The following is a 20915-nucleotide window of genomic DNA, read 5'->3' as shown; positions in this document are numbered from 1 at the left end:
TCAGCTGTGCTTCCCGGCTCAGCTCTCCGGGCGGGTGTCGTCCGGGAGGTCGACCGACTCCACGGGCTGACCGCCGTTGCTCGGTGCGAGCTCCTTGGGGGAGAGCACCGGCGGGCGGGTGGAGGGCGTACGCCGCGAGGAACCGGTCCACGCCGGGCGGGCCGGGCGCTTCACGATGTGCTTGAAGACCTCGGCGATCTCCTCCTTGTTCAGCGTCTCCTTCTCCAGGAGGGCCAGAACCAGGTTGTCGAGCACGTCGCGGTTCTCGACGAGGATCTCCCACGCCTCGTTGTGCGCGGTCTCGATGAGCTTCTTGACCTCTTCGTCGACCAGGGCCGCGACCTCTTCGGAGTAGTCGCGCTGGTGCGACATCTCACGGCCCAGGAACGGCTCGCTGTTGTCCGAGCCGAACTTGATCGCGCCGAGCCGCTCGGTCATGCCGTACTGCGTGACCATCGCGCGGGCCGTGGCCGTGGCCTTCTCGATGTCGTTGGCCGCACCGGTGGTCGGGTCGTGGAAGACGAGCTCCTCGGCCGCGCGGCCGCCCAGCATGTACGCCAGCTGGTCGAGCATCTCGTTGCGCGTGGTGGAGTACTTGTCCTCGTCGGGCAGGACCATGGTGTAGCCGAGCGCGCGGCCGCGGGACAGGATCGTGATCTTGTGCACCGGGTCGGAGTTCGGGGACGCCGCCGCGACCAGGGCGTGACCGCCCTCGTGGTACGCGGTGATCTTCTTTTCCTTCTCCGACATGATCCGGGTCCGCTTCTGCGGGCCCGCCACGACGCGGTCGATGGCCTCGTCGAGCATGTGGTTGTCGACCAGCTTCTTGTCGCTGCGCGCCGTGAGGAGCGCCGCTTCGTTCAGCACGTTCGACAGGTCCGCGCCGGTGAAGCCGGGGGTGCGCCGGGCGACGGCCGCGAGGTCGACGTCCGGGGCGACCGGCTTGCCCTTCTGGTGGACCTTGAGGATCTCCAGACGGCCCTGCATGTCCGGGCGGTCGACCGCGATCTGCCGGTCGAAACGGCCCGGGCGCAGCAGCGCCGGGTCGAGGATGTCCGGGCGGTTCGTGGCGGCGATCAGGATGACGCCGCCCTTCACGTCGAAGCCGTCCATCTCGACCAGCAGCTGGTTGAGGGTCTGCTCGCGCTCGTCGTGACCGCCGCCGAGGCCCGCGCCACGGTGCCGGCCGACGGCGTCGATCTCGTCGACGAAGACGATGGCCGGGGCGTTGGCCTTGGCCTGCTCGAACAGGTCACGGACGCGCGAGGCGCCGACACCCACGAACATCTCGACGAAGTCGGAGCCGGAGATCGAGTAGAAGGGAACGCCCGCCTCGCCGGCGACGGCGCGTGCGAGCAGGGTCTTGCCCGTGCCGGGCGGGCCGTAGAGCAGGACGCCCTTGGGAATCTTGGCGCCCACGGCCTGGAACTTCGCCGGCTCCTGGAGGAACTCCTTGATCTCGTGGAGCTCCTCGACCGCCTCGTCGGCCCCCGCCACATCGGCGAAGGTCGTCTTCGGGGTGTCCTTGGTGATCAGCTTGGCCTTGGACTTCCCGAAGTTCATCACTCGGGAGCCGCCGCCCTGCATCTGATTCATCAGGAAGAGGAAGACCACGACGATCAGGACGAACGGCAGCAGCGAGAGCAGCACCCCGATGAAGGGGTTCTGCTTCGACGTCGAGATGTTGTAGCCGTCGGAGATCTGCTTGGAGTCGGCCTTGGCCTGCAAGGTCTTGGCGAGGTCGACGCCCTGGTCGCCGATGTAGTTCGCCTGGATCTTGCCGCTGCCCTTGACCTTCTGGCCGTCCTTGAGCTCGACCTTGATCTTGTTCTCGTCGCCGGTCGTCAGCTCGGCCGATTTCACCAGGTCCTTGTTGATCGCGTTGACGACCTGGCTGGTGTCCACCGACTTGTAGCCGCCGGACGAGCCGACGACCTGCATCAACACGACCACGGCGAGGACGGCCAGCACGATCCACATGACCGGCCCACGGAAGTAGCGCTTCACGTCCATCCATACGGGGCGCAAGCGCCCCGTCCCTCCTGCCACAGTGAGGCACGGCTGCCCCTGTCAGGGGGTGCGTGCGTACGGTGTTCTGCTCGACCTTGAAAAAGATTGAAAAGACTGACCTTCGGACGGTACCCCAGCATTGTCACCCGACGCCGCCGCAGGCGGTCAACCAACCCGCCTTCCCATGCTCCAACGGCGGAAACCGTCCGTCGGTTCCCGCGCGCTGGGGAGTCCCGTCCCGGCCCTTGAGCCCTAGCCGCCGTAGACGTGCGGCGCGAGCGTGCCCACGAAGGGCAGATTGCGGTACTTCTCGGCGAAGTCGAGCCCGTAACCGACGACGAACTCGTTCGGGATGTCGAAGCCGACCCACTTCACGTCGATGGCGACCTTGGCCGCCTCCGGCTTGCGCAGGAGGGTGACGACATTGAGGGATGCGGGCTCCCGCGAACCGAGGTTCGAAAGCAGCCAGGACAGCGTCAGACCGGAGTCGATGATGTCCTCGACGATCAGGACGTCCTTGCCCTTGATGTCGGTGTCGAGGTCCTTGAGGATCCGGACCACGCCGGAGGACTGGGTGCCCGCGCCGTACGAGGACACGGCCATCCAGTCCATCGTGACCGGGGTGGACAGCGCACGCGCCAGGTCCGCCATCACCATCACGGCGCCCTTGAGGACACCGACGATGAGCAGGTCCTTGCCCGCGTACTCCGCGTCGATCTTCGCAGCCAGCTCCGCCAGCTTCGCGTCGATCTCTTCCTTGGTGATGAGCACCGACTTGAGGTCGGTGCCCATGTCCTTGTCGTCCACCCGCGCCACTCTCGTTTGTTGAAGGCTCATCCGGCTTGTCTCATCCGGCTTGTCCGAGGCGAGCCACTGCCGTTCGCACTCGTTCGAATCAGCCCTGCCGAAGGACCAGTCTGCCACCCTGCCTGCGGACCGCGACGCGCCCGGGCAGGTTGATGGCCCCCTGGCCGCGCCAACCGGTGATCAGCCGGTCGACTTCCTCGATGTGCCGGGCGAAGAGCGAACCGGCCGGGGCGCCCGCCGAGATGGCCGCGCGGCGCAGCACCCGGCGGCGGACGGCGGGGGGCAGGGCGAAGAGCTTCGCGGCCTCCAGGGCCCCGCTGTCGTCCCGTACGGAGGGCTCGACGGCGGCGGCCCAGCCGTCGAGTGCGTCGGCGTCGTCCCGGGAGAGCTGGGCGGTGCGGGCGAGGGCCTCGACCACGCCTTTGCCGAGCGCCTTCTCCAGGACGGGCAGCGCTTCGTGGCGGACCCGGGAGCGGGTGTAGGCCGGGTCGGCGTTGTGCGGGTCGTCCCACACGGGGAGCGACTGGACCATGCAGGCCTTGCGGGCCGTCTGGCGGTCCAGGCCGAGGAACGGCCTGCGGTAGCGGCCGCCGACGCCGGACGCGACGGCCATGCCGGACAGCGAGCGGATGCCGGAGCCGCGGGCGAGCCCGAGGAGCACGGTCTCCGCCTGGTCGTCCCGGGTGTGGCCGAGCAGGATCGCGGCGGCCCCGTGCCGCTCGGCGACGGCGTCCAGGGCGGCGTAGCGGGCGTCGCGGGCGGCGGCCTCCGGGCCGCCTTCCCTGCCGACGGACACGGCGACGGCCTCGACGGGGTCGAGGCCGAGGACGGTCAGCCTGCTGACGACCTCGGCGGCGCGGATGTCGGAGCCGTGCTGGAGGCCGTGGTCGACGGTGACTCCCCCGGCCCTGATGCCGAGCTTGGGCGCCTCGAAGGCCAGCGCGGAGGCCAGGGCCATGGAGTCGGCGCCACCGGAGCAGGCGACCAGGACGAGCGGCGGGGAGCCGGCGGGGGCGGGGGGAACGGATGCGGGTGTGGTGGGGGTGAGGACGTCGTGAAGTACGCGGCGGACCGCCAGGCGTATCGCGGCGACCGCGGGATGTGGACCCATGTCCGTGTGTCCAATCGTTCCATATGGAGATGGTCGGAGCTGCGCGAGCTTCGAGCCTCAGTCACGCTGTGTGCGTCGATGGTGACAGAAGCGAGCCATTACCCGAGCATCGCACGCCCACCCCTGGCCCACGGTCCCTCGGACGGGTGATTACGGAAGCGTTCTACCCGGAGGTGGAGCGTCCGCTTCAGGATTCCGGCTTCCGGTGCACCCGCGCGACCCAGTCCGCCGGTTTGGCGATCTCCGTCTTGGTGGGGAGGGTGTTCGGGGACGTCCAGACCCGGTTGAAACCGTCCATACCGACCTCGTCGACGACCGCTCGTACAAACCGCTCACCATCACGGTACTGCCGCAACTTGGCGTCCAGTCCCAGCAGCTTGCGCAGTGCCGCGTCCAGCCGCCCCGCGCCGGTCGCGCGGCGCTGCTGGAACTTCTCCCGGATCTCCGTCACCGACGGCACGACCGCCGGGCCCACGCCGTCCATCACATAGTCCGCGTGCCCCTCCAGCAACGACATCACCGCCGTCAGCCGGCCGAGGATCTCGCGCTGGGCGGGCGTCTGGACCAGGTCGACGATGCTGCGGCCGCCCTCTTCCTCGTCCTGCGGCGGCCTGCCGCCCGCCAGCGACTGCGCCGCCTCCCGGACCCGCTCCAGCAGCGTCGCCGGGTCGACCTCCGTCTCGCCGAGGAACGACTGGATCTCGCCCTCGATGTGGTCGCGCAGCCAGGGCACGCCGGTGAACTGCGTGCGGTGCGTCTCCTCGTGGAGGCAGACCCACAGCCGGAAGTCGTGCGGATCCACGTCCAGCTCGCGCTCCACGTGGACGATGTTCGGCGCCACCAGCAGCAGCCGTCCGCCCCCTGCCGCCCCCGGCAGGTCGCGGGTGGCGGGCGCGAACGTCTCGTACTGCCCGAGCACCCTGGACGCCAGGAACGACAGCAGCATGCCCAGCTCCACGCCGGTCACCTTGCCGCCCACCGCGCCGAGCACCGCGCCGCCGGGGACGCCCGCGCGGCGGTCCGACATCTTCTCCAGCAGCGGGCCGAGCAGGGCGCGGAAGCCGGCGACGTTCGCCTTGATCCAGCCCGCCCGGTCCACGATGAGCACCGGGGTGTCGTGGTTCCCGCCCGCGGGGTCGTCGCCCCCTCCGGGCGGCGTCATCCGGGTGAACGCCCGGACGTGCTCCTCCGACGTCTTCGCGTGCCGCCTCAGCTCCGCGACGACCTCGCGGGCCGCGTCCCGGCCGATCTCCGGTCCCGGCCGCACGAGCCTCGTCGCCGTCGCGACCGCGAGCTTCCAGTCGACCATCTCCGCACCACCGATGCTCGTCATGGCTTCACCGTACGTGCTGCGCACGGCCGGCGGTTAGGGGTTACTCGGTAGCCGGGTGCGCGGGAGTTGGCCGGTGCCGCGCCTTGAGTGCGGGTCCATCGCCGCCTGCGGCGGGAGCGCCCTTCGGCCGCGTCCTCAAACGCCGGACGGGCTGAATTCGCGAACCGTAGCGTCTCAGCCTCTGCAGCCGCAGGACGCAACCGCCGTCGCCATGCGGTCCAGAACTCGCTGTGCCGCGTCCGCGTCGCTCGTGCCGGAGGCCATGAAGGCGAACGTCAGGAGGCGGCCGTCGGCGGAGACCGCCGTGCCGGCGAGCGTGTTCACGCCGGTCAGGGTGCCCGTCTTCGCCCGTACCGTGCCGCGCCCCGCCTCCTCGTCGGCGTACCGGCCGCTGAGCGTGCCGCTGAAGCCGGCGACCGGCAGGCCCGTCAGGACCGGGCGCAGCTCGGGGTGCGCGGGGTCGGCGGCCCGTACGAGCAGCTGGGCCAGGAAGCCCGCCGAGGCCTGGTCCGCGCGGTCGAGGCCGCTGCCGTCGGCGACGTGGACGCCGGGGAGGCCGAGCTTGTCGAGGCGTTCGGTGACCGCCTTCGCCGCACCCTCGAAGCTCGCGGGCCGCCCCGACGCGAGGGCCGTCTGCCGGGCGAGGGCCTCGGCGATGTCGTTGTCGCTGTTGGTGAGGGCGCGCTCGACCAGCGCGCCGAGCGGCGGGGAGGAGACCGAGGCGAGGCGTTCCGCTTTCGCCCCGGCCCCGCCCTGGGTCACCTCGCCGTCGACCTTGATGCCCTGTCCGCCCAGCATCTCCGCGAACTTCCGGGCCGCGTCCCCGGCCGGATCGGCGGTGCGGGCCGCGGGCCCGTGGTCGGAGTCGTCGAGGCGGCCCTCGTCGGTCATGAGGGCGCTGACGGGCGCGAGGTTCTCGTTGGGGCCGATGGTGTGGACGGCCGGTCCGGAGTAGAGCGAGGCGTCGTACGCGACCTTGGTGCGGTCCGTACCGCGCTCCTTCAGCCTGCGCGCGGTGGCCTCCGCGAGGGCCTCGAGGCTCGCGGGCCGCTGGGGGCCCGCCTTGGCCGGGTGGGCGGTGAGCGTGGGGTCGCCGCCGCCCACGAGCACGATGCCGTCGCCGCCCGCCACGACCGTGGTGTCGATCCGGTGGTCGGGCCCGAGCGCTGCGAGCGCCGCCGCGGCGGTGGCCGGCTTGATCGTCGAGGCGGGGGTGTACGCGGTGTCCTGCGCGGAGCCGTAGAGCTGCCGCCCGGTGGTGGCGTCGTACACCGCCGCCGAGCGGTCCGAGCCGAGCGCGGCGTCCTTCAGCAGCGGTTCGAGCACGGCGGCGAGGCCGTCCCGGGTGGGCTCCTGCGCGGTGGCCCGGCCGCCGAGGGCGGCGAGCACGGGCGGCGCGGTGGGCCGCACCGGCCCGGCGTGGCGGTCGGCGGCGCTCGCCGCGCCCGCGGCCGCGCGGTCGCGCTCGGCCTTGCGCTGCCCGGATTCCCAGGGCCCCGCGGCACCCACGGCGCCCACCGCCGCGACGGCGCCGGCCACGGCCGACACCGCGACGAGACGCACCGTCCGACGCCGTTCCAGCGGGGCGCTCCGCCACCACTCACGCACCACGGACCAGCCCCTTTCGCCACCACACACCTGCGTGAGAGACACTTAATCACTGCGCCTTGCCGCGAGCATGGCACCCGCTGTAGCCACCCGCCCGGGAGGACACAGCATCACCGGACGTATGTGTTGATCATGGAGGAGCCACCCGTGGAGTTCGACGTCACCATCGAGATCCCGAAGGGTTCGCGGAACAAGTACGAGGTGGACCACGAGACCGGTCGCATCCGTCTGGACCGCCGACTCTTCACCTCGACCAGCTACCCGGCCGACTACGGCTTCGTCGAGAACACCCTGGGTGAGGACGGCGACCCGCTGGACGCGCTGGTCATCCTGGACGAGCCGACCTTCCCGGGCTGCCTCATCAAGTGCCGCGCCATCGGCATGTTCCGCATGACGGACGAGGCCGGCGGCGACGACAAGCTGCTGTGCGTCCCGGCGAACGACCCGCGCGTCGAGCACCTGCGCGACATCCACCACGTGTCGGAGTTCGACCGCCTGGAGATCCAGCACTTCTTCGAGGTCTACAAGGACCTGGAGCCGGGCAAGTCCGTCGAGGGCGCCGACTGGGTCGGGCGCGCGGAGGCCGAGGCGGAGATCGAGGCGTCCTACAAGCGTCTCGAGGCCGCGGGCGGCTCGCACCACTGAGTCCGACCGAACGCGCGGTTCCTGGTGCCCTGAGGGCGCCGGGGGCCGCGCGTTCCGGGCTGAGCACCCGCTGAGTCCCCTCAGAAGCCGCGCGTCCGCTTCGCCGCTCTGCGGGATGCCGCCGCTCCCGGGACCTTGATGAACAGGCGGGCCATCTCCGAGCCCAGGTTCACGCCGATGGCGATGGCGAGGGCCAGCGCCGCCGCCTTGGTCAGGCTGGAGATGCCGGTGCTCAGCTCGTTCTTCGCGAAGTTCAGCAGCGCGAAATACGTCGCGCTACCGGGCAGCAGCGGCCCGATCGCCGCCGTGACGTACGGCAGCGCCGACGCGTACCGATAGCGGGAAAGCAGCTGGCCGAAGAGGCCGACGAGCCCGGCGGCGATGGCCGTGGCGGGCACCGGGTCGAGCTTGGCGGTGTCGGCGAGGGCCGCGTAGATCACCCAGGCGACGCCGCCGTTGAGGGTGGCCGCCAGCACCGTGTGGCGCTCCTGCTGGAGCAGCACCGCGAAGGCGAAGGCCAGCAGCATCGCGGCGATGATCTGGATCAGCGGCCGCTCCTGGCGCTCCAGCGCCGCCTCGGGGTTCAGCGCCCCGCCGCCGATGTGCACGCCTCCGTAGAGGACGACCAGCACTCCGCAGACGATGCCGACGATGAGGTAGCCGACTTCCAGCAGCCGGGCCGCGGCGGTGATGTAGTAGCCCGTCAGACCGTCCTGTACGCCCGCCACGAGCGCCCGTCCGGGGATCAGGGCGAACAGGCCGCCCGTGATGACCGCCGAGGCCTGTACGTGCGCGTGGGTGGCGCTGAGGGCCACGCCCATCGCGGCGGGCGGCATCGCGGCGGCGACGAACTGATAGAACTCCGGCAGCCCGCGCCCGGACGCCAGCCACGCCAGCCGGTCGCCCAGCATCGCGCCTGCGGCCGCCGCCACGAAGACCAGGACCCCGCCGCCGACGAGCATGCTCGCCGCGCCGGCGAGCAGCCCGGAGGCGGCCGTGAGCGCCCAGCCGGGGTAGGGGTGGCGGTTGCGGCGGATCTCGGCGAGACCGCGGTACGCCTCCTCCAGCGTCAGCCCGCGCGAGGTGATCCCGTGGACGAGCCGGAAGACGGCGGAGAGCCGGTTGTAGTCGGTGCCGCGGCGGCGCACGGTGCGGCTGGCCGTGATGGGGTCGTCGATCAGGGACGGCTGATAGCTGACCGACAGCAGGGTGAAGGTGACGGTGGGCTCGCAGCGCCCGAGGCCGTAGGCGTGTGCGACGCCGAACATCGCCGCTTCCACGTCCTCCGCGCCCTCGCCGCCCGCGAGGAGCAGCTCGCCGATGCGCAGGGTGAGGTCGAGCACGCGGGGTACGGGCGGGCCGGGCTCGTCCGGCTTCTCCGCGCGCTCGGGTACGGGCCGCTCGCCGACCGGCATGCGCAGCATCGTGCGCATGCGGTCCTGCCAGGGCGCCTCCTTGGTGAGGCTCACCTTGGGTATGCCGTGCGGCGGGGTGAAGGCGGGGTAGGGCGTGCTCTGCGTGGTGCCGGGGCCCACGGTGCCCGCGGGGAGGGTGAAGGCCGAGCCTTCGGGCTCGCCCTCCGGTTCCGCGGCTATGCCCTCCGGCATGGCGAATTCCGAGGTGGGGTGCTCGTCCTCGGGCGCGTTGGGCAGCGGGACGCCGAGCGGCGGGGTGAAGGCGCTGTGCGCCTCGTCGGACTGTGGCTTCCGGTCCTCGACCGGGTCCGCTCCGCCCCGCTGCCGCTCCGCCACCACACGCTCCTCGTACGCCTCCTGCCGCCTGCTACGGCCACCATGCCTGATGGGTGTCCCGCGTGCCCAGTGGGGTCCGGGTCATGCGTGCGACGGCAGGAGAGGTGCGGGGCGTCAGCGCTTGGCGTGGCGGCCGCGCGGCGCCGGGCGGCCGTCGTAGGGCGCGCCGGGGGCGCCGGGAGCACCGGGCGCGCCCAGGGGGCCGGGGACGGCGGGCTGCTTCTTCGCCTTGGAGCGGGCGCGCAGCAGCTCGATGGCAACCGGGACCACCGAGATCAGCACGATGGCGACGAGGATCAGCTCGATGTGCTTGTTGACGAAGTCGACCTTGCCGAGGGCGGCGCCCAGCAGGGTGACTCCGGCGCCCCAGAGGCAGCCGCCGATGACGTTGAAGATCAGGAAGGAACGGTAGTTCATCCGGCTCACGCCGGCGATGATCGGCGTGAACGTGCGGATGATCGGCACGAAGCGGGCCAGGACCAGCGACTTCGGGCCGTACTTCTCGAAGAAGTCGTGCGCCTTCTCCACGTTCTCCTGCTTGAAGAGGCGGGAGTCGGGGCGCTTGAAGAGCGAGGGGCCGACCTTGCGGCCGAAGAGATAGCCCGCCTGGTCGCCGAGGACCGCGGCGAGCACGACCAGCAGGGCGACCAGCCACAGGGGCTTGTCGATCTGGTTCGTGGTGACGAGCAGGCCGGTGGTGAAGAGCAGCGAGTCACCCGGCAGGAAGAACCCGATCAGCAGGCCGGATTCCGCGAAGACGATCGCCAGGACGCCGATCAGACCGAATTGCTCGATCAGATAGTTCGCGTCGAGCCACTGCGGACCGAGCGCGAGTGTGGTCATGGGGGTCACGGGTGACAGGCTCCTGGGTCGAGGGCGCAGGCTCGTGCGAGGCCCGGGCACAGGCGGGGGTGGCGGGGAAGTGCGGCCCCAAAAGTACAACGTGACCGGTCGACCCTCGGTTCCAGAGTGCCATGAAGGACGTACCCCCCGGTCGGGCTCAACCGCGCCGCCCCGGCATGCGTCCGGGCCGGTGTACGGCAAAACTGCACACACGGAGGTGGATGCGATGGGCATCGAGGAGTACGGCGGCGGGCAGTCCCAGGCGGATGTGCTGGTGGTCACGACGAACGACGTGCCCGGCTTCAAGGTCGACCGGGTCATCGGCGAGGTCTTCGGCCTCACCGTGCGCTCCCGGCACGTCGGCAGCCAGATCGGCGCCGGGCTGAAGTCCTTGATCGGCGGCGAGCTCAAGGGGCTGACCAAGACCCTCGTGGAGACCCGCAACCAGGCGATGGACCGCCTCGTGGAGCAGGCGCGGGCGCGCGGCGCGAACGCGGTCCTGATGTTCCGCTTCGACGTGACGGAGGCGGCGGACGTCGGCACGGAGGTCTGCGCGTACGGCACCGCGGTCGTCATCTCCCCCCGGGCGTGACCCCCGGCGGCGGGGCGGACGCGGGAAGCCTCCCGGTCCGCCCCGCCGGTGCGAGCACACGCCCGAGCGGACTTCGAGCGTGGCGCGCCCGCCCCGGTGGTAGGCATCAACGCCATGCCACTGCACAAAGGCGCCGACAAGGCAGCGAAACGCAGCTATTCGGTCAACCCCTTCTACGGCGAGGCCGACCCCATCGGCGGGATGGCGGCCGAGCCGCCGCGGGACGCGCTGCCCGAGGGGCCGATGACACCGCACGCGGCGTACCAGTTCGTCCACGACGAGCTGATGCTGGACGGCAATTCCCGGCTCAATCTGGCCACCTTCGTCACCACCTGGATGGAGCCCCAGGCGGGTGTGCTGATGGCCGAGTGCGCGGACAAGAACATGATCGACAAGGACGAGTACCCGCGCACCGCCGAGCTGGAGAAGCGCTGCGTGCGGATGCTCGCCGACCTCTGGCACGCGCCCGACCCCGCCGCCGTCATCGGCTGCTCGACCACCGGGTCGAGCGAGGCGTGCATGCTCGCGGGGATGGCCCTCAAGCGGCGCTGGTCGCTCGCGAACGCCGGGCGCTATCCCTCGGCCGGCGCCCGGCCCAATCTGGTGATGGGCGCGAACGTACAGGTCTGCTGGGACAAGTTCTGCACCTTCTGGGAGGTCGAGGCGCGCCAGGTGCCGATGGAGGGCGATCGCTTCCACCTCGGCCCGGAGGCCGCCGTCGCGCTCTGCGACGAGAACACGATCGGCGTCGTGGCCGTCCTGGGGTCGACGTTCGACGGGTCGTACGAGCCGGTGGCCGACGTGTGCGCGGCACTGGACGCGCTCCAGGAGCGTACGGGCCTCGACATCCCCGTCCACGTGGACGGGGCGTCCGGGGCGATGGTCGCGCCCTTCCTGGACGAGGGCCTCGTGTGGGACTTCCGGCTGCCGCGCGTCGCGTCCGTGAACACCTCGGGGCACAAGTACGGGCTGGTCTACCCGGGCGTCGGCTGGGCGCTGTGGCGGGACCGGTCGGCGCTGCCCGAGGAGCTCGTCTTCCGGGTCAACTACCTGGGCGGCGACATGCCCACCTTCGCGCTGAACTTCTCCCGGCCGGGCGCGCAGGTGGCCGCGCAGTACTACACCTTCCTGCGCCTCGGGCGCGAGGGCTACCGCGCCGTGCAGCAGAACTCCCGTGATGTCGCGACCCGGCTCGCCCGGCACATCGAGGACATGGGCGACTTCCGCCTGCTGACGCGCGGCGACGAGCTGCCGGTGTTCGCTCTCACGACGGCCGACAGCGTCACGCGATACGACGTCTTCGACGTGTCACGGCGGCTGCGGGAGCGCGGCTGGCTGGTGCCCGCCTACACCTTCCCGCCGGACCGGGAGGATCTGTCGGTCCTCAGGATCGTCTGCCGCAACGGCTTCTCGCACGACCTGGCCGACCTCTTCCTGGAGGACCTCCGCTCGCTCCTGCCGGAACTGCGCCGCCAGCCGGGCCCCTTGGGCCGCCCCGAGGCCGTCGCCACGGCCTTCCACCACTGACCCCGCCCCCGTCAGCCGCCGGACGGGTTGAGGCCCTCCCAGGGGTCGCCCTCGTCCGCCATCACATAGGCGCCGCCCTCCAGGCGCCCGATCAGCCCCAGGGCCCACTGCTCGCCGCTCTCGGCCGTGTGGATCCACATGCCCCGGATCTCGCCGATGTGACCCCAGTCCTCGCCCTCCCCCGGCGTCCAGTGCTGCCGGATCTCCTCGCGCCAGGCGCGCAGCGACTCGACCCGCCGCTTCAGCAGGGCGATCGCCTCGGCGCGCGGCAGGTCGACGAGGAAGCCGACGCCCGCGGTCAGGACGTCCACCTTCTGATCGTGCGAGGAGAGGGCCTCCCGCAGCAGCCGGAAGTACTCCCGCTCGCCCTCGTCGGTCAGCTCGTACTCCGTACGGGGCGGGCCGCCGGCCTCGCTCGGCGCGGTGTCGTGCGCGATCAGCAGGCCTTGCGCGGCCATGGACTTGAGGGCGTGGTAGATCGAGCCGGGCTTGGCGTTGGACCACTCGTGGGCGCCCCAGAACTCCAGGTCGCTGCGGACCTGATAGCCGTGGGCGCGTCCGTGCTGCCGGACGGCGCCCAGAACGAGCAGTCTGATCGCCGACATTGCTTCCCCTCGGCCCGCGGACCCTTTACTGCCGCCAGCGTAGGGGGTGCCCCGGGGCTCCGCCCCGGGACCCCGTTCGAGTGCGGGCCGGTGGTCTCTTTCCCCAGCCCCGCCCCTTCCCGGCTGTGTCGATTTGCGGCTCCGCCGCGTGGGGGCTGCGCCCCGGACCCCGCGACGCGGCCTCGCTGCGTTGTCCTCAAACGCCGGACGGGGCTGGACTGCAGCCAGCACATTCAGCCCGCCGTCGAATCAGCTACCAGTTCGAACGCCGTCCTGCCGTCCAAGGACTCGCGGATGACATCCGCGTGCCCCGCGTGCCGCGCGAGTTCCTCGATCAGGTGGAGCAGAAGCCACCGCATGGAGACCGACGCGTCCTTGGGGAACCAGGGCGCCGCCGGGAGGGGGAAGGTGCGCTCCAGGGTGGGCAGGGCGCGGATGAAGCGTTCGGTCTCCGCGGCGAGTTCCTCCCAGGTGGCGAGGAGGCCCGCGACGGACTCGTCGTCCGTGAGCACGAAGCCCGATTCGAACTGCTTCATGGCCTCCTCGTGGGAGATCTCGGGGGCGGTCCCCCGGGCCATCGCGAGCCAGCCGCGCTCGGCGCCGATGGCGTGCTTGAGCAGCCCTCCCAGCGACAGCGTGCTCGCGCTGGGCTTCAGGGCCGCCTGTTCCTCGGTGAGCCCGAGCACCGACCGGCGCAGGCCGCCCCGCTGGGCGTCCAGGAAGGCGAGGAGGGTGCCCCGCTCGTCCGCGGGGTCGTTCTCGATGACGTGAGTGGGCACCGGGTCAGCCTTTCGTCGTTCCGCCGGGCAACGGATGCAACGTACGCCCCAATGCGGACAGTCCTCGTCCTACATCTCGTCGGATACCTCGTCAGAACGGGAATCTGCTGCGACCGTGCTGGATCGAGATCCACTTCGTCGTGGTGAAGACGTCGACCATCGCGTCACCGTTCAGCCGCCCCACCCCCGAGTGCTTCTCGCCACCGAACGGCACGATCGCCTCGTCGTGGACCGTCCCGTCGTTGACATGGATCATCCCGGTGTCGATGCGCTTGGCGATGCGTACGCCCCGCTCGATGTCCCCGGTGTGCACCGCGCCGCTCAGCCCGTACGGCGTGGCGTTGGCGATGCGTACGGCCTCCTCCTCGCCGTCGAAGGGGATGATCAGGGCGACCGGCCCGAAGATCTCCTGCGCGAGGATCGGGGAGTCCGCCGGCAGCCCGGTCAGCACGGAGGGGGCGACCAGCGTGCCGGTCGTCGTGCCCCGCAGGAGGGCGGTCGCGCCGTCCGCGACGGTCTGGTCCAGCAGGGTGTTGATGGCCTCGGCCTGCCCGGCGTTGATCAGCGGGCCGATGTGGGTGGCCGGGTCGCCGGGGTCGCCGACCTTGAGAGTCCTGACCTTGGCGACGAACTTCTCGGTGAACTCCGCCTCCACCGACCGGTCCACGAGCACCCGGTTGGCCGCCATGCAGACCTGTCCCTGGTGGATGAAGCGGCTGAAGACGGCCGCGTCCACGGCGTAGTCCACGTCCGCGTCGTCGAGGACGATCAGGGCGCTGTTGCCGCCGAGTTCGAGGACGGTCCGCTTGAAGTGCGAAGCGGCGACGGTGGCCACGTGGCGGCCGACCTTGTCGGAGCCGGTGAAGGAGATCACGCGGGGCACGGGGTGCTCGATGAGCGCGTCCCCGATCTCCGCGATGTCGGTGACCACGACGTTGAGCACCCCGGCGGGCAGCCCCGCCTCCTCGAAGACCTTGGCGACCAGTCCGCCGCCGCATATCGGCGTGTTCTGGTGGGGTTTGAGGACGACGGCGTTGCCGAGGGCAAGCGCGGGCGCGACGGACTTGATGGACAGCAGGAAGGGGAAGTTGAAGGGGCTGATGACCCCGACGACCCCGACCGGCAGCCGGTAGAGGCGGTTCTCCTTGGTGTCGTCCGGCGACGGCAGGATGCGCCCCTCGGCCCGCAGCGCGAGGTGCAGCGCCTCGCGCAGGAACTCCCGCACCAGGTGCAGCTCGAAGGCCGCCTTCACGGCCGTGCCGCCGCACTCCGCGGTGATCGCGGCGGCCAGCTCGGCCTCCCGCTCGTCGACGACCCGCAGCGCCCGCTCGAAGACGAGCCGGCGGGTGTACGGGTTGGTGGCGCCCCACTGCTTCTGGGCGCGCTCGGCGGCGCGGTACGCCTGGTCGATCTCGTCCACGCCGGCCACGGTGATGGAGGCGAGCTTCTCCCCGTCGTAGGGATTGAAGTCGACAATGTCCCAGGAGCCGGTGCCGGCCCGCCATTCGCCGTCGATGTACTGGAAAGCCAACTCGTCGAAGTAGGACATGTGCCATCCCTGCCTGGAGAAACGGGGGCGCAAACGGCGCCCGACCCGGAATGCAGACTCCTGATGGGACGTCATCGTACTGATGTGTCACACGAGTTGGAGCAGCCGCCTCAACAGGTCGCGAGTGAGCGCGGGCGAGAGGCTGTCCTCGTGCAGGCGCTCCATCACCCTGCCGTACTGCGCCACCTCGTCGGGCTTGTCCAGATACAGCGCGCTGGTCAGCTGCTCCAGGTAGACGACGTCGGACAGGTCGGACTCCGGGAAGCGCAGCATGGTGAAGGCGCCGCTCTCCCCCGCGTGCCCGCCGTGCGCGAACGGCATCACCTGGAGCGTCACATTGGCCTGTTCCGAGATGTCGACGAGGTGCTCCAGCTGGCCGCGCATGACGGCCTCGCCACCGTACGGGCGGTGCAGCGCGGCCTCGTCCAGCACGGCGTGGAAGTGCGGGGCGCGCTCGGAGAACAGCAGCTTCTGGCGCTCCATGCGCAGCGAGACGCGGCGCTCGACCTCGGCCTCGTCGGCGGTCGGCTGGCCGCGGACGACGACGGCCTGGGCATAGCCCTCGGTCTGGAGCAGGCCGTGCACGAACTGCACTTCGTAGATGTTGATATGGGAGGCGGCGCCCTCCAGGCCCACATAGGTCTGGAACCACCCCGGCAGCACATCGCCGTAACTGTGCCACCACCCGGCGACGTTGGCCTCGCGGGCCAGTCCCAGCAGCGCCTCGCGCTCCAGCTCGTCGGTGACCCCGTAGAGCGTGAGGAGATCCTCGACGTCCCGCGCCTTGAAGCTCACCCTGCCCAGCTCCATGCGACTGATCTTCGACTCCGACGCCCGGATCGAGTAGCCCGCCGCCTCGCGGGTGATCCCCCGGGATTCCCGCAGCCTCCTGAGCTGCGAGCCCAGAAGTATGCGGCGCACCACAGAACCGCTCGACTCGCTCGTGGCCATCTTCGCGACTCCTCCTTTTCCGGTCCCTACCCGGTCGTGCCGCTTCCGCACCCTCCCGGGGCGACCCCCGCTACCCCCGGCGCCGAAGTCTGCCACCTCCGGGCTCCGTTGAGTGTGCATCCGATTACGGAGGCAGTGGCAGTCCGGACACCGTACGCAGGAGGGCGTAGGAAGAATTGCTCCCTTACCGGAGCGTGCGCCCCCAAAACCCCCACGTGCACGTGCATCTGCCCTTGCATCCGCCATCCGCATTGGGAACCATGGGGAACGCACACGTGCATGTCACGTCCACGATTGCCAGGAGTGCCTCGGATGGGTACCGAAGGATCGACTGTGCTCTCCCCCCTGTGGCGAGGGCTGCCACCGATCGCCCCATCAGCCGTCTCCAGCTCCGCTTCCTGTGTGCTGCCGCCCCGGTTCGAGGCGGTCAGGACGGCGCGGCGGTTCACGAGGACCACGCTCCAGCAGTGGGACCTCCCCGGGCTCTTCGACGATGTGGCGCTCGTCGTCTCGGAGTTGGTCACCAACTCCATGCGCTACGCCCTTCCGGCCGAGCTCGTCGGCACGGAGTACGAGCCGCCCGTACGGCTGCACCTGATGCGCTGGACGTCGCGTCTGGTGTGCGCGGTGCGGGACCCCAGCGAGGAGAGCCCCGTCGCGGGCGAGGCCGACGCCTCCGCGGAGTGCGGGCGCGGACTCCTCCTGGTGGACTCCTTCAGCGACACCTGGGGCTGGCACCCGCTGGCCGGCGCGCTGCGGGGGAAGGTGGTCTGGGCGCTGTTCAGGCTGCCGCGGGATCGCGACTGAGCGCTGCCACGGGGGGCGCTCAGTCGGCGATCAGATAGTCGAATTCGCCGTCCTTGACGCCCAGCAGCATGGCCTCGATCTCCGCCGGCGTGTAGACGAGCGCCGGACCGTCCGGATGACGGGAATTGCGCATGGCGATCCCGCCGTCCGGCAGCTTCGCGAACTCCACGCACGATCCCTGCGAGTTGGAGTGCCGGCTCTTGCGCCAGACCACGCCGTCGAGATCCGTGGCAGCCATGCCGTTGTACGCGTGAGGCACAGGTCTCTCCCGGAGTATTCGCAGGGGGCACCCCGGCACGAATGGTGGGGATGACAACTACTCCGGATCATAGCTCCGTTCATGTGCCTCTGCATGAGCCGATGCACGTGCACTTACGGTGCCGACTTCACTACTTCCCGGTGCCCGAATACGGAAGCAGGGCCATCTCCCGGGCGTTTTTGATCGCCCGGGAGAGTTGTCGCTGCTGTTGGGCGGTGACCCGGGTCACGCGGCGGCTGCGGATCTTCCCGCGGTCCGAAATGAACTTCCGCAGCAGATCGGTGTCTTTGTAGTCGATGTATGTGATGCCCGCTGTTTCCAGGGGATTGGGACGGGGTTTGAGGTTCTTGCGGTGATCGGGACGGCGGGGCATGAGCATTGCCTTTTCTGGTCGTTGATCGGTTGCCGGTCGACCGGGTGTTCGGCCGGTGATCAGGAAACCGGGTCGAGGAGTTCGTCGAATGCGCCGGACAGACAGCGCCAGGTGTCAGGACCCGCCGCGAATTCGGCATCGGTCAGCAGGCACGACTCCAGCAGCGAGGCGAGCGCTTCTCCGTCGAGCCCGGGCGAGGTGAAGGTGAGGTACTGCGCGCGGTCGCCGTGCTCGGGGTGCCAGTCCAGCGCGGCGGCCACCCGGCGGGTCGCGGGCACCATCTCCCAGGCGGCGTCCGGCAGTGCGGCCAGCCACGGCCCGGCGTTCTCGACGCACAGGGCGCCCCCGGCCGCATCCCAGGACAGCAGGGTGTCCGGGCGGTCCGCGAGCCAGAACCGACCCCGGCTGCGCGCCGCGGCGCACGTGAGGTCCTCCAGCGCGTCGTACAGCCGCCCCGGGTGGAACGGCCGGTGCCGGTGCCAGACGAGCGTGGTGACCCCGTCCGCGTCGGCGGCCTGCGGCAGCAGCGCGCAGGCGGGGTGCTGCCGGGCGGCCGCGGCCTCCACGTCGAACCCCGCGACCGCGGCGGCCGCCAGCTCGACGGAATCGACCGGAACGCGGTGGGCCGTGGGGACGAGCTGGTCGAGCAGGGCGAAGTCGGCGGCGTCCGCGGGGGGTGTGGCGTCCGGCCCCCCGCTCCCCTCCACCACCGCCAGCACCGGCGCGTACTCCAGCTGCCGCGCGAAGGTGTCCGCGACCGTCCGCTGGTCCGACGCGGCGGCCGCCAGCCCCGCCTCGGCGAGGTCGTCGCCGCAGCCGAGAGCGGGCAGCAGCAGGGCCGGGTCGACGGCCGTGATCACTGCCGTCAGCCGGATGTCCGGCCCGCTGTGGGCGGCCACCACCTCGGCCATCGCCTTGGGCTCGACCGAGTCCCAGAGCTCCACGACGGCGAGCCGGCAGTGACCGGCGGCGGCGAGCCGTTCGAGCTCGGGGACCAGGTCCTCGCGCAGCGCGCAGCAGGCGCAGTCGTTGACGAGCGGGGCGTCGCCCTCGTCGAGGAGGCCGGAGGCGTCCCGTACGGTCCGGCGCACCGTTCCCGTGACGGCCGTCGCCAGGTCGTGATGGAGCGCGACGCTGCCCGGCACGGTGTTCAGCAGCCGTTCGACCACGGCGACGCGCGCGTCGGAGTGCAGACCGCCGACGAGCGCCACGGGCAGCGGCCGCGGACCGGTCACCGGCCGCCCTCCCGCTTGCCGTAACGGCGCTCGAAGCGCTCGACCCTCCCGGCCGTGTCCAGGACGCGGGCGGTGCCGGTGTAGAAGGGGTGGCTCGCCGAGGAGATCTCGACGTCGACGACGGGATAGGTGTTGCCGTCCTCCCACTCGACGGTCTTGTCGCTGGTGGCGGTCGACCGGGTGAGGAAGGCGTGGTTCGCGGCGCGGTCGCGGAAGACGACGGGGCCGTAGGGCGGGTGGATTCCGGGCTTCATCGGGGTCAGCGCTCCTCTCGGAAGGTGACGTGGCGACCGACGACGGGGTCGTACTTCCGCAGCTCCATGCGGTCGGGGTCGTTACGGCGGTTCTTGCGGGTGACGTAGGTGTAGCCGGTCCCCGCGGTGGACCGGAGCTTGATCACGGGGCGTAGCTCGTTGCGGGCCATGGGGGCTACTATACAGAAATGGTTTCCATTTTCATTAGGCTCTCAGGGGCCGCCCGAGGACCGGAGGTCTGACCATGTCCGCCCACTGCCAACTCACCGGCCGCAAGCCGGGCTTCGGCAACTCCATCTCCCACTCCCACCGGCGCACCGCCCGCCGCTTCGACCCCAACATCCAGAGCAAGCGCTACTGGCTCCCCGGCGAGGGCCGCCATGTGCGGCTGCGGCTCAGCGCGAAGGGCATCCGGACGGTCGACAGCATCGGCATCGAGGCCGCGGTGGCCCGCATCCGCGCCCGGGGGATGGGGGCACCTCCCAGCGGTAGCTGGGGGAGTGTCTGATGGCGAAGAAGAGCAAGATCGCGAAGAACGAGCAGCGCCGGCTGACGGTGGCCCGCTACGCGGCCCGCCGGGCCATCCTGAAGGCGATCATCCGCGACCCGCACACGCCCGACACGGAACGCGCCGCCGCGGGTGCCGAGTTGCGCCGCCAGCCGCGTGACGCGAGCGCCACGCGCGTACGCAACCGGGACTCGGTGGACGGGCGGCCGCGCGGTTACGTGGGCACGTTCGGGCTGTCGCGCGTGAACATGCGACAGCAGGCGCATGCGGGGTTTCTGCCGGGCGTGCGGAAGTCGAGCTGGTAGCGGGGCGTACGGGCGGGCTCGGGGAGCCCGCCCGGGGCGTCACCCCGTCCCGGCGGCCTTCCCGTTCCCTGCCCCCGGACCCTGCCTGCGGTACCGCCCCGGGGCCACCCCGTACTCCCGTTTGAACGCCTTCGCGAAGGCGAACTCCGAGGCATATCCCGCCCGTTCGGCGACAGTGCGCAGCGGGGCGTCGGCCTCGCGGAGCAGGCGGCCCGCGGTCGTCATGCGCCACCAGGTGAGGTAGGCGAGGGGAGGGCGGCCGACCAGGGCGGTGAAGCGGCGGGCGAAGGCCGCGCGGGACAGGCCCGCCCGCGCGGCGAGCTCCTCGACCGTCCAGGGGTGCGCGGGGGCGCCGTGGAGGGCGTGCAGCGCGGCCGTGACGGCCGGGTCGCCGAGGGCGCCCGCCCAGCCGGCCGTCCGGTCCGGGCGCTCCTCCAGCCACCACGTGCGCAGCAGGTACAGCAGCAGGGTGTCGAGGAGCGCGGACACGATGGCGTCGGAACCGGGCTGGTGGTCGGCCAGTTCCGCGCCGAGCAGCTCGACGGCGGAGCGCAGGCGTTCGTGGCAGCCGACACGGGCCGGGATGTGGATGAAGGGCGGCAGCTCGGCGAGGAGGGGGTGGGCGCGCGCCTTGTTCAACCGGTAGGCGCCGCACAGCATGAGGGTGTCCTCGCGGCGGACGGGCCCGTGGTGCCGGAGCGTGGGCCAGGTGCCGTCCGGCTCCGGCCTGGCGTCCTCCAGCGGGGTGTCGAGCCGGTCGGCCAGCCCGTGACCGTAGCCGTGGGCCAGGAAGACGACGTCGCCGGGCCCGAGCCGTACGGCTTCGGCGCCCCCGGGCGGCAGCAGCCACGCCGACCCCTGGAGCACCACATGGAACCCGGCGCCGTCGTGCTCGGGGAAACGCACGCCCCAGGGCGCGCGCTTGACCGTGCGCGAGGAATGAGGGCGCCCGGTGCGCATGGCGGCGATGGCATCGCTCAGTACATCCACGAGGGCACGATAGACGATGAGACATAAAAGTGAGCTCTTGAGACATGGATCGTCTCCGCCTCGGCTCCATACG

General features: G+C 71.1%; 23 protein-coding genes. 6 read left to right on the top strand and 17 right to left on the bottom strand.

Annotation, left to right across the window (positions count from 1 at the left end; translation table 11 throughout):
• Window positions 1-18: 18 nt before the first annotated feature.
• From ftsH to dacB, 5 genes are all read right to left on the bottom strand, one after another.
• Window positions 19-2013 (bottom strand): ATP-dependent zinc metalloprotease FtsH, encoded by a 1995-nt coding sequence (ftsH, locus tag DXZ73_RS24295; protein ID WP_116213177.1) that lies wholly within the window; start codon window positions 2011-2013, stop codon window positions 19-21.
• 249 nt (window positions 2014-2262) lie between these two features.
• Window positions 2263-2802 (bottom strand): hypoxanthine phosphoribosyltransferase, encoded by a 540-nt coding sequence (gene hpt / locus DXZ73_RS24290; RefSeq protein ID WP_116215820.1) that lies wholly within the window; start codon window positions 2800-2802, stop codon window positions 2263-2265.
• Between the two features lie 103 nt (window positions 2803-2905).
• Complete coding sequence (gene tilS / locus DXZ73_RS24285; RefSeq protein WP_116213176.1) at window positions 2906-3928, bottom strand: tRNA lysidine(34) synthetase TilS; 1023 nt, start codon at window positions 3926-3928, stop codon at window positions 2906-2908.
• A 187-nt stretch (window positions 3929-4115) separates the two neighbouring features.
• On the bottom strand, window positions 4116-5261 hold the full coding sequence (locus DXZ73_RS24280) for a zinc-dependent metalloprotease (RefSeq protein ID WP_116213175.1): 1146 nt from the start codon (window positions 5259-5261) through the stop codon (window positions 4116-4118).
• Window positions 5262-5435: 174 nt separating this feature from the next.
• Complete coding sequence (gene dacB, locus DXZ73_RS24275) at window positions 5436-6872, bottom strand: D-alanyl-D-alanine carboxypeptidase/D-alanyl-D-alanine endopeptidase (protein ID WP_338059135.1); 1437 nt, start codon at window positions 6870-6872, stop codon at window positions 5436-5438.
• A 144-nt stretch (window positions 6873-7016) separates the two neighbouring features.
• Between dacB and DXZ73_RS24270 the strand changes: the two genes are divergently transcribed.
• Window positions 7017-7514, top strand: coding sequence for an inorganic diphosphatase (locus DXZ73_RS24270; RefSeq protein WP_045933001.1), 498 nt, complete (start codon window positions 7017-7019; stop codon window positions 7512-7514).
• An 80-nt stretch (window positions 7515-7594) separates the two neighbouring features.
• Here DXZ73_RS24270 and DXZ73_RS24265 read toward each other — a convergent pair whose 3' ends face one another.
• Window positions 7595-9265 (bottom strand): threonine/serine ThrE exporter family protein, encoded by a 1671-nt coding sequence (locus DXZ73_RS24265; protein ID WP_116213174.1) that lies wholly within the window; start codon window positions 9263-9265, stop codon window positions 7595-7597.
• Between the two features lie 114 nt (window positions 9266-9379).
• Complete coding sequence (locus DXZ73_RS24260; protein WP_116213173.1) at window positions 9380-10108, bottom strand: DedA family protein; 729 nt, start codon at window positions 10106-10108, stop codon at window positions 9380-9382.
• Between the two features lie 226 nt (window positions 10109-10334).
• Between DXZ73_RS24260 and DXZ73_RS24255 the strand changes: the two genes are divergently transcribed.
• The gene (locus DXZ73_RS24255; protein WP_116213172.1) at window positions 10335-10700 is read left to right on the top strand and encodes a YbjQ family protein; all 366 of its coding nucleotides are present in this window, start codon (window positions 10335-10337) and stop codon (window positions 10698-10700) included.
• A gap of 114 nt (window positions 10701-10814) precedes the next feature.
• Window positions 10815-12227, top strand: coding sequence for a glutamate decarboxylase (locus DXZ73_RS24250; RefSeq protein WP_116215818.1), 1413 nt, complete (start codon window positions 10815-10817; stop codon window positions 12225-12227).
• A gap of 11 nt (window positions 12228-12238) precedes the next feature.
• On the opposite strand, the gene DXZ73_RS24245 is transcribed toward DXZ73_RS24250, so the two are convergent.
• The 4 genes from DXZ73_RS24245 to DXZ73_RS24230 all read right to left on the bottom strand — a co-directional run bounded on the left by DXZ73_RS24245 (window position 12239) and on the right by DXZ73_RS24230 (window position 16111).
• Window positions 12239-12832, bottom strand: coding sequence for a PadR family transcriptional regulator (locus DXZ73_RS24245; RefSeq protein ID WP_116213171.1), 594 nt, complete (start codon window positions 12830-12832; stop codon window positions 12239-12241).
• Window positions 12833-13065: 233 nt separating this feature from the next.
• Window positions 13066-13611: a DinB family protein gene (locus DXZ73_RS24240; protein ID WP_116213170.1), complete on the bottom strand. Its 546-nt coding sequence runs from the start codon at window positions 13609-13611 to the stop codon at window positions 13066-13068.
• A 91-nt stretch (window positions 13612-13702) separates the two neighbouring features.
• The gene (locus DXZ73_RS24235; RefSeq protein WP_116213169.1) at window positions 13703-15160 is read right to left on the bottom strand and encodes an aldehyde dehydrogenase family protein; all 1458 of its coding nucleotides are present in this window, start codon (window positions 15158-15160) and stop codon (window positions 13703-13705) included.
• A gap of 87 nt (window positions 15161-15247) precedes the next feature.
• On the bottom strand, window positions 15248-16111 hold the full coding sequence (locus DXZ73_RS24230; protein ID WP_116213168.1) for a helix-turn-helix domain-containing protein: 864 nt from the start codon (window positions 16109-16111) through the stop codon (window positions 15248-15250).
• 312 nt (window positions 16112-16423) lie between these two features.
• On the opposite strand from DXZ73_RS24230, the gene DXZ73_RS24225 reads away from it, so the two are divergent.
• On the top strand, window positions 16424-16918 hold the full coding sequence (locus DXZ73_RS24225; RefSeq protein ID WP_205519217.1) for an ATP-binding protein: 495 nt from the start codon (window positions 16424-16426) through the stop codon (window positions 16916-16918).
• Window positions 16919-16937: 19 nt separating this feature from the next.
• Here DXZ73_RS24225 and DXZ73_RS24220 read toward each other — a convergent pair whose 3' ends face one another.
• The 5 genes from DXZ73_RS24220 to rpmG all read right to left on the bottom strand — a co-directional run bounded on the left by DXZ73_RS24220 (window position 16938) and on the right by rpmG (window position 19209).
• On the bottom strand, window positions 16938-17177 hold the full coding sequence (locus DXZ73_RS24220) for a DUF397 domain-containing protein (RefSeq protein WP_116213167.1): 240 nt from the start codon (window positions 17175-17177) through the stop codon (window positions 16938-16940).
• A 130-nt stretch (window positions 17178-17307) separates the two neighbouring features.
• A complete protein-coding gene (gene rpsR, locus DXZ73_RS24215) occupies window positions 17308-17550 on the bottom strand; it encodes a 30S ribosomal protein S18 (RefSeq protein ID WP_116215816.1) in 243 nt (80 codons plus the stop codon).
• Window positions 17551-17609: 59 nt separating this feature from the next.
• Window positions 17610-18785 (bottom strand): CobW family GTP-binding protein, encoded by a 1176-nt coding sequence (locus DXZ73_RS24210; RefSeq protein ID WP_240351471.1) that lies wholly within the window; start codon window positions 18783-18785, stop codon window positions 17610-17612.
• Entirely contained in the window at window positions 18782-19039 is a 258-nt protein-coding gene (locus tag DXZ73_RS24205) for a type B 50S ribosomal protein L31 (protein ID WP_116213166.1), read from the bottom strand. The genes DXZ73_RS24210 and DXZ73_RS24205 overlap by 4 nt, the downstream gene beginning before the upstream one ends.
• Before the next feature lie 5 nt (window positions 19040-19044).
• Complete coding sequence (gene rpmG, locus DXZ73_RS24200) at window positions 19045-19209, bottom strand: 50S ribosomal protein L33 (RefSeq protein WP_116213165.1); 165 nt, start codon at window positions 19207-19209, stop codon at window positions 19045-19047.
• Window positions 19210-19283: 74 nt separating this feature from the next.
• Between rpmG and rpmB the strand changes: the two genes are divergently transcribed.
• Both rpmB and rpsN read left to right on the top strand, forming a co-directional pair.
• Window positions 19284-19547: a 50S ribosomal protein L28 gene (gene rpmB, locus DXZ73_RS24195; RefSeq protein ID WP_116213164.1), complete on the top strand. Its 264-nt coding sequence runs from the start codon at window positions 19284-19286 to the stop codon at window positions 19545-19547.
• Window positions 19547-19852: a 30S ribosomal protein S14 gene (gene rpsN, locus DXZ73_RS24190; protein WP_116213163.1), complete on the top strand. Its 306-nt coding sequence runs from the start codon at window positions 19547-19549 to the stop codon at window positions 19850-19852. Before rpmB ends, rpsN begins: the two co-directional genes overlap by 1 nt.
• A gap of 39 nt (window positions 19853-19891) precedes the next feature.
• On the opposite strand, the gene DXZ73_RS24185 is transcribed toward rpsN, so the two are convergent.
• On the bottom strand, window positions 19892-20842 hold the full coding sequence (locus tag DXZ73_RS24185) for an AraC family transcriptional regulator (protein ID WP_116213162.1): 951 nt from the start codon (window positions 20840-20842) through the stop codon (window positions 19892-19894).
• Between the last annotated feature and the right edge of the window lie 73 nt (window positions 20843-20915).

The organism is Streptoverticillium olivoreticuli subsp. olivoreticuli, from assembly GCF_003391135.1.
Taxonomy (GTDB): domain Bacteria; phylum Actinomycetota; class Actinomycetes; order Streptomycetales; family Streptomycetaceae; genus Streptomyces; species Streptomyces blastmyceticus.
The sequence above is the reverse complement of the archived record's forward strand: the minus strand, read 5'-3'. Positions and strand labels throughout refer to the sequence as shown.

Bases quoted from the DNA above. Each gene is read 5' to 3' on its own strand.
- ftsH (WP_116213177.1), bottom strand. From the start codon at position 2,013: ATGGACGTGAAGCGCTACTTCCGTGGGCCGGTCATGTGGATCGTGCTG.
- hpt (WP_116215820.1), bottom strand. From the start codon at position 2,802: ATGGGCACCGACCTCAAGTCGGTGCTCATCACCAAGGAAGAGATCGAC.
- tilS (WP_116213176.1), bottom strand. From the start codon at position 3,928: ATGGGTCCACATCCCGCGGTCGCCGCGATACGCCTGGCGGTCCGCCGC.
- DXZ73_RS24280 (WP_116213175.1), bottom strand. From the start codon at position 5,261: ATGACGAGCATCGGTGGTGCGGAGATGGTCGACTGGAAGCTCGCGGTC.
- DXZ73_RS24260 (WP_116213173.1), bottom strand. From the start codon at position 10,108: ATGACCACACTCGCGCTCGGTCCGCAGTGGCTCGACGCGAACTATCTG.
- DXZ73_RS24255 (WP_116213172.1), top strand. From the start codon at position 10,335: ATGGGCATCGAGGAGTACGGCGGCGGGCAGTCCCAGGCGGATGTGCTG.
- DXZ73_RS24250 (WP_116215818.1), top strand. From the start codon at position 10,815: ATGCCACTGCACAAAGGCGCCGACAAGGCAGCGAAACGCAGCTATTCG.
- DXZ73_RS24245 (WP_116213171.1), bottom strand. From the start codon at position 12,832: ATGTCGGCGATCAGACTGCTCGTTCTGGGCGCCGTCCGGCAGCACGGA.
- DXZ73_RS24235 (WP_116213169.1), bottom strand. From the start codon at position 15,160: ATGTCCTACTTCGACGAGTTGGCTTTCCAGTACATCGACGGCGAATGG.
- DXZ73_RS24230 (WP_116213168.1), bottom strand. From the start codon at position 16,111: ATGGCCACGAGCGAGTCGAGCGGTTCTGTGGTGCGCCGCATACTTCTG.
- DXZ73_RS24225 (WP_205519217.1), top strand. From the start codon at position 16,424: ATGGGTACCGAAGGATCGACTGTGCTCTCCCCCCTGTGGCGAGGGCTG.
- rpsR (WP_116215816.1), bottom strand. From the start codon at position 17,550: ATGCCCCGCCGTCCCGATCACCGCAAGAACCTCAAACCCCGTCCCAAT.
- DXZ73_RS24205 (WP_116213166.1), bottom strand. From the start codon at position 19,039: ATGAAGCCCGGAATCCACCCGCCCTACGGCCCCGTCGTCTTCCGCGAC.
- rpmG (WP_116213165.1), bottom strand. From the start codon at position 19,209: ATGGCCCGCAACGAGCTACGCCCCGTGATCAAGCTCCGGTCCACCGCG.
- rpmB (WP_116213164.1), top strand. From the start codon at position 19,284: ATGTCCGCCCACTGCCAACTCACCGGCCGCAAGCCGGGCTTCGGCAAC.
- rpsN (WP_116213163.1), top strand. From the start codon at position 19,547: ATGGCGAAGAAGAGCAAGATCGCGAAGAACGAGCAGCGCCGGCTGACG.